1 protein-coding gene is annotated in these 8,086 nt (G+C 51.7%); it reads left to right on the top strand.

Annotated features, from left to right (window positions below; genetic code table 11):
- Positions 1-688: 688 nt before the first annotated feature.
- Entirely contained in the window at positions 689-8,014 is a 7,326-nt protein-coding gene (locus FPZ45_RS21160) for an S-layer homology domain-containing protein (RefSeq protein ID WP_144706238.1), read from the top strand.
- Positions 8,015-8,086 lie beyond the last annotated feature (72 nt).

Below are 8,086 nucleotides of genomic sequence, written 5' to 3'. Positions count from 1 at the left end.
AGAATGCGTAATACGACTTGCTCCTTAAATGCTTTGTCAAACTTCTTCCGTTGCCCCATTGAAAATCCCTCCGTCTTTTATTATAGAGGGTTTCTCTGTGTCCATCTATTCGGGGCAAGGTCAATCGCTAAGAGGAGTGAGCAGCTACTTTTTGTTCGCCTAATGGTTGATTAGTGGTGAAAAACATCCTACTTCTGCCTTGTGGGGAGCTGGTGGAGTGCAAGTACGATGAAAAACATCGCTATAGGGAGCGCATCCCACTCGAAAGGACCGTCAGGGCGAATCCCCTGACGGTTTTTCTTATATGTAAAGAAGATATAAAATTTGATCAGAATGCATATTCCAATGATTACATAATTTCTTTGAAGAGTATCAAAAAATTATGAGTTTATTTGTTCGGTATTATATTTTTGTAATTTAAACGTAAAAAAACTTAAATTGTGTTAAATGAATGTAAATTTTTATTACAAAATTAACCTAGGAACCCAAGGGAATAACTGGAGGGGAAGTTTACACGAAAAATGCCATCCGTTATATTGATTAATGAAATTTACATTCAGTTATGTTGTGAATTTACAAATGTTCACAACTGAGTTCGGGGGGAGGAATTTGGTTCGATAGGACACGAGCGGGTATTGTTGTCGATCCAAATTACAGCATGAATTAACTCGGAGGTGCTTGTGTAAAAATGATTCGTTGGATGATGCGGAGTAAAAAGGGGATCGCTCTGCTGCTGGCGATGGCGGTCGTCGCGGGAATTTTCTTCCCGAATGGTTGGAATGCCAAAACGGCGGCTGCTGGCGCGCGAGAGACCATTGCAAAGTGGGATGGTGCTGGTACGGGTACGGGCGCGGATCTGGTCGTACCAACAAGCGATGCCGGACCGAGCGGAATGAACGCTGGGCGAAAAGTTACGGTATCGGGCGCCAAGATAACTGGGTTTAATGCGGGACCAAGCGGAGTAAACGTAGTTAACTCTAATACGTGGGCCGATAACGCATACTGGGAGATTTCTTTCGTTACAACGGGATATGAGGACATTCAGATTTCGTCTAAACAATACAGTTCATCAACAGGTCCGAAAAGCTTTAAGCTTCAATATAGCTTGGATGAGGCGAGCTGGACCGACGTGACGAACGGCGCAATTACGGTGGGCAGCGCGAGCTGGACTTCCGGAGGGAAATTGGCTGACGCGCAATTACCCGATGAGACTAACGATCGTCAGATGGTTTATGTGCGATGGTTGATGCTCGACACCGGCGTGGCAACAACAGGGGCGAGCCGGATCGCCGATATCGAAGTCACGGGCTCTCCGCTTGGCGGAAGCACGTTGCCTCCGTCCGACCAATCGAAGAAGCCGGAAACGAGTAAAATTCGTTTTCTGGACGATTATCAATCGGTAGTCGGCGTTACTGGAGCCGTCTATGGCGGCGCTACCGTTAATGTCTACTACCAAGATAATTCATTAGCAAGTTCGACGAAAGCCGAAGCGGACGGTTCCTTTCAAGTAACCGTGGGCAATCCCGCTCGGAACACGTCCTTATGGGTGTCTTCCACGGAAGGAAGCAAGCAGGAAAGCGAACGGGTAACCGTGTCGATTCCGAAATCCGGAGCGCCTGTAGCAAATAAAATAACGTTCGCGAATTCGGTTGAGGTAGCGGGTGCGTCCGGAGCTGTCGCGGGCCGCGCGGAAGTGACCGTGTATTTCGACGATAACAGCGTAGCGGGAACGACAACCGCCGAAACGAACGGCTCGTTTCAACTGAATGTCGCTAACCCCGGCAATAAAACGGCCGTATATATCGAGGCTAAAGAAGACGGGAAGCTCGTCAGCGACAAAACGATGGTCGTAATGGCGGTTCAGAACGGAAAATTCAAGCCGGGCGACGTCGTAATCAATCAAATTTACGTCAACGGCGGAAACAGCGGGGCCTTCTATAAAAGCAAGTTTTTCGAATTGTACAATACGACGGATCATGATATCTCATTCAATAATCAATGGGCCATTATATACGCTTCCTCGACCGCTACGAGTTTCGGCTCCGGTACTAAGCTGGATGGAACGATTAAAGCCCATGGCTATTATTTGATTCAAGGCTCATCGGGTGCGGTCGGGCTGGATCTTCCGATCAAGCCGGACGTGACAACAACGATTAATCCGAGCGGATCTACGGGCGGAATCTTGGCTCTGGCTTCGTCTACGACGGGACTGACCGGTCAAGACGATCCGAACGCGATCGATATCGTCGTTTTCGGCAACGGAAGCAATAAAAATTTCGCGCTGAAGACGGACCGTTGGGGTTCTCCGTTCTACTCGGAGACAATCGGCGGCGGAACGATGCTGCGAAAAACGGCCGTCGGCTCCAATGCTAAAGCATCGTTCGGATTAGGTGCGGGTTTCTTCTCCAAAAATCCTGCTAACGATTTCATGATGAATGCGCCGAGCAATTCGAACAATCCGGAAGAGGTCGCGATCAGAAGTACGAAATCCATGCTCTCGCCGGATGCATCAAAAATCACATTCGGCCATGCTAGCGGCCGCGGGGCAGCGACGGGCCAAGCCGGTTCTGTGCCAGGTTCTTCGACCGTTAAGGCATACTTGGAATCGGGTGGGGTTATCTCTCTGGCCGAACAAGCCACCGCGCTTGCGGACGGATCGTTCGCGTTGGATTTCGCGGATGCTTCTGGCAGCGCGAATGTCTATGTGACGTTCACGGATTCATCCCAGCCGGTAGTCAAAGAAAGCGCGTATGCTCGAGTGGATGAGTCGCCTAATGCCAACGCGATTACTCCGATCGGCCAGCTGCGTAAAAACGACGCCAACGGTTTCCCTCTTCATGTCGGCTATAAGACGACGATCGAAGGCATCGTGACGACAAATAACAAAACGTTAGGCAACGAAAATACGAGTTTCTATATCCAAGATGCCACCGGCGGAATCTCCGTCATCGGCGGACTGGCACCAACGGTTGCCGTGGCGCCGGGCAACAAAGTGAAAGTGACCGGTACGATCGCCTTTACGGCGGGCACCTTACAGTTTGTTCCGACTTCGATGACGGATTCGGGTGCGGATACGGTTCCGGTTGCCGCTAGCGTCTCGCCGGGCTCCTTAGGAGACTATGCTTCTGCGGAACCTTTGGAAGGGAAATTGGTCAGCTTCAAAGCCAAAGTGACGAATATCCCGTCGACAGGACCGGACTATAACATCACCGTAACGGATGGGTCGGAACCGACTATCGTTCGAGTGCTGTCATCCTCCGGAATCGACGTCGCAGGCGGAGCGATCTCGCTAAACGAAACGTATCTGTTTACGGGGATTGTCGCTCAATCGAAGTCCGCGTCTCCTTATACGAGCGGATATTATTTAATGCCGAGAGGCGTTTCGGATATTAAAGGAGATTTGCAGCTAAAGCATACTCGTCTCGCCAAAGCGTATGTGGACGTCGACGTATCGTTCAAGGCGACGGCCAAGAACGCGGATAGCGTTGCGCTTTATTACAATTTCGACGGCGGCTCAGCCTATGCTGCGATTCCGATGCTTAGCGCGGATCAATTGAATTACAACGCGCAAATTCCGAAAACGACGGTCGGCACTCATAAAAATATTTATTACTATATCGAGTCCGTTAGCGGAACCGACACCGCGTCTGAAGGAGATGCGGCCCATCCGATCGCCATTCCCGTCGTCGAGGATCATGACGGTCCGGAATACGGGAACATGACTCCGTTCGACGGAGAAGAGATCGAATCGAAACACCCGGTCATATCGGTATCGATGGACGATCCGAACGGTGTCGATGTAACGTCCGTGAACATTAAGGTCGGCACCGTCGACTTTACGTCGAAGGCCGAAATATCGGCAAGCGAAATCCGCTTGGCGCTTACGCCTTCCGACGATCTGGACGAAGGAAAACACGTCGTTACGGTTACGGCCAAAGACAAGCTGGGCAACGTATCGACGGGAAGTTGGAGCTTTACGGTACTTCCGAGATTTTCGGGAGGGAACCATTACTACGGCACGACGCATAACCATACGAACATCTCTCATGATGCCGACGGTGCGCCTGAAGATGCGCTAAAGGCGGCGCAGAAGCATGATTACGATTGGTTCGCGTTCTCGGATCATTCTCACGATATCGATTCCGGCGTCCGGGGAACGGATACCGTCGATCATAACGGGATGAAAGAACGCAGCGGCGGAGCCGACTGGCAACTTACGAAAAACTTGGCCAAGCAGTATACGAAAAACGGTAAATTCGTCGTTTTCCCGGCTTTCGAGATGACTTCCACGACTTGGGGCCACTCGAACGTTTTCGGAACGTCCAACTTTATCGATCGCGTACAGGAAGGCGGCCAATACCAGAAGCTGCAAACTTATTACGCTTGGGTGCTCACCTACGACAATATCGTAGCTCAGTTCAATCACCCGGCGATGTCGGCTAATGCGTTCGACAACTTTATCCCGTACGACAAAAAAGTCGATAAGCTCTTTACGATGCTGGAGGTCGGCAACGGTTCGGGCAAATATTCTTACGCCAACGCGGAGAACAAACTTTTCAGCGCGCTCGATCTCGGTTGGCACGTCGCTCCGACGTACGGCGAGGATAACCACGACGCGACGTGGGGCCAAACGAAACAACGGACCGTTATCGTCGCGAACGATCTCAGCCAGGATTCTTTGTTCGAGGCCATGCGTAAAAGGCACGTGTATTTCACGGAAGACCCAAATGCCAAGTTGGACGTCTCGGCCAGCGGCTGGTATATGGGATCGGTAACGGATACGAAAACGCTGAATTTCAATGTCCAGTTTAGCGACAGCGTGTGGGAAGAGAAGTCGGATCCGAAGTACAGCTTTATGAAGACGACGACCAACGATAATATCGCCAAAGCCGAGCTTGTCACCAACGGCGGTAGAGTCGTCAGCACTTATATCCCTTCAGGGGATAAGACTTCGATCACGTCGGCGAATTGGAATCCGACGTTCACGGTCATCGGCGGACAGCAATGGTTCGTCGTTCGGATCACGCAAAAGGACGGCGACAGAATTTATTCGGCGCCGATCTGGTCGCCGGTCGAATCGGTCTCGGCTAAAGTCAGCCATGTGACCGCGGCGGACGGCGCGTTCGTAGGTGGAGTCGCCGCGACCGTGCAAGCCGGAATTAGCAATCTGGGCGCGGTAGATCTCAAAGACATTACGGCAACCTTCTATTACGATCAGGAAGATTCCGGACACTTGATCGGGGAAGCCACGGTTGCTTCGCTCAAGGTCGCCGAATCTTTGACGACTAGCGTGGTTTGGTCGAACCCGGTGCCGGGCAACCATAAAATCGTCGTCGTCCTTTCGTCGACGGCCGTCGATCTGGGGATCAACAAGTACGAGCAAACTTTCCAGATCAAAGCTCCTTTGGACAAGACGATTCTGATCGACGCATCCAAGGGCAACGAGAACACGTCGAAAGACAACGGAACTTATAAGGAAAACTTTAAGTTGTTCACGGTCATGATGAGACAGCAGGGTTACACGGTAGCCGAGAATGTATCGGCAATCACCGATAACGTGCTGGCTAAGGTCAGCATTCTTTATATGTCGCATCCGGCATCGGCTTACAGTGCTTCCGAGATTGCGGCGATCAATCGTTTCGTTGAAGGCGGGGGTTCGCTATTGCTGACCGAGAAAAGCAACTTCGGCGGCTCGAACCAGAACCTCAATCCGGTATTGTCGGGAATCGGTTCAAGCATTCTGATGAATGACGACGGCGTGTTCGACGAGACGAAGGATGGGAACTTCTGGTCGACTCCGTTAACGTCCAACTTCTCCGTCAGGGCGCATCCGACCCCAGTAGTTAACGGATTGACCGACTTCGTCCCTACGATCGAGTATTACAGCGGATCGAGCTTGGCCCGTAACGACGGATCGGGCAACAAAACCGTCTTGACGGACAGCGATTCGGTAACCTTGCTCGTTCGCGGCAACGAGTCGACGTTCCAGGATTCCACGTCAATCAAAGCGGGGACGGCTTCGTACAACGTGTATACGTCCAAGAAGCCGAACGGTCCGGCCTTAACGGACGTCACAGGCGGATCGAGCATACCGATGATCGCTTCCGAGACCATCGGAACGAACGGCGGACGAATCGTCGTATCGGGAATGAACGTCTTTAACGACAAGCAAATGGATCAGACTTTTAATCCGAAGGGGAACGATCCGTTTGCGCTGAACGTGATCAATTGGTTGGCTCATCTGGAGCCTAAAGTGATCAAGATCGGCGAAGCGCGCAAGCTTCCGGAAGGGACTTCCGTCGTCGTGCAAGGGACAGTCACGACCGCGGTCAACGTATTCTTCGATGCGGCATACGTTCAAGACGAGACCGGCGGAATTATGGCGTTTAACGAGATTCCGGAAGGTTCCTTAAAGGAAGGCGACATTATCCGCGTTTACGGCCATATCAAAACGTTCGAGAACAATAAGGAAGTCGAGTTCGATAAGTTCGATAACAGTATCGTCAAGCTCGGATCGGGAACTCCGTTAGAGCCGAAAAAAGTAAGTACGGCAGAGTCTGTATCCGATGCGTATCAAGGACAGTTGGTCAAAGTGGCGGGCAAAGTCACGTCGATTCCGGACGGGAACTCGTTCATCGTGAACGACGGCTCGGGCAATGTACTCGTATCCGCAGACGGGTACATCGTGAATCAAAGCGGGAAGCTGCCGGATGCGCGCGTCGGAGATACGCTGGAAGCCGTCGGCCTGTCGGGTAAATTCTCCGAAGGCGACCGGATCCGCGTCAGGGACACGAAAGAATTGAAGATCCTGGCGAAAGCTGGGGACGGCGATCCTTCCGACGGGAATAACGGTGGCGGAAATAACGGCGGCGGAGATAACGGCGGCGGACAATCCGAGGAGAAGCCGGGAACCGTAACAGTTACGCCAGATCTGATCAAAGAGGGCGCAAACGGCAAGAAGATCATCGAAGTTTCCTCCAAAACGGAACAGATTCGATTGCCTGCCGATATCGCCGAATTGCTGTCGAAGAACGCATTCGAAGTGAAATCTGATCATATCGTGCTTGAAATCCGTCCTGAGGTGATCAAGCAACTGATCGTCAAAGTAACCGCGGAAGAGTGGAAATCCGGTTCGATCGTGATTGCGATCAGCCCAGTATCCGCTTCGCTAGCGAAAGAACTCATAGCCAAAGGCGAAAACTCGGCGCATGCGACGATCAAGGCATCGGGAGATATCTATGAACTGGATATCACGGTTACGACGGCAAACGGCAAATCGTATCGCCTGACGCAATTGGACAAGCCGATCACGATTCGTCTGAAAGTCGGTGCGAACACCAATCCGAATCTGGCAAGTATATTCTATATTTCCGACAGCGGGACGCTAGAATATATCGGCGGCAAATACAGCAACGGCGAAATGACGGCGCAGATCAGCCATCTTAGCAAATACGCCGTGCTGGAAGTGACCAAAGCTTACCGCGACGTGCCGAACAAGTATTGGGCATACGAGGTCATCCAAGAGCTTGCTGCCAAACAAATTATTAACGGAACAAGCGCGACGACCTTCGAGCCTAATCGTTCGATTACGAGGGCGGAGTTCACGGCACTGCTCGTCAACGCATTAAAGCTCGATAAGACAAGCAGCCACGTATTCTCCGACGTCGCGGCCGACAAATGGTACGCGAGTCCGATCTCCATTGCTTACGAGGCGGGAATCGTCACAGGTAAAAGCGCTAAAAACTTCGATCCGAGCGGTTTGATCAAACGCGAGGAAATGGTGACGATGCTGATGAAAGCCTATGAAACGATGAAGGGCCAGAAATTAGGCACGTACTCCGGAACGCCATTCAAAGACATGGGCAGCGTTTCGCCTTGGGCAGCGAATTGGGTCAGAGCCGCGGCTGAGTTGGGTCTTGTGCACGGCCGAACCGCGACGACATTCGTCCCTGGCGGGATTACGACTAGAGCGGAAGCGGCGCAAGTCATCTATAACCTGATCCGCAACGAATAGAAACAACGTATGCTAGGCAAGGGGTGCCGTTCGTAAGGAAGGCATCCCTTCCCTGCCTTTTTATGAACTGGA

Origin of the sequence: Cohnella terricola (genome assembly GCF_007786475.1) — a bacterium.
In the GTDB taxonomy this organism is placed as follows: domain Bacteria; phylum Bacillota; class Bacilli; order Paenibacillales; family Paenibacillaceae; genus Cohnella; species Cohnella terricola.
This window is presented reverse-complemented; position numbering and strand designations above follow the sequence as displayed.

What these genes read in the sequence shown, in the direction of transcription:
- FPZ45_RS21160 (WP_144706238.1), top strand. Translation starts at nt 689, where the DNA reads ATGATTCGTTGGATGATGCGGAGTAAAAAGGGGATCGCTCTGCTGCTG.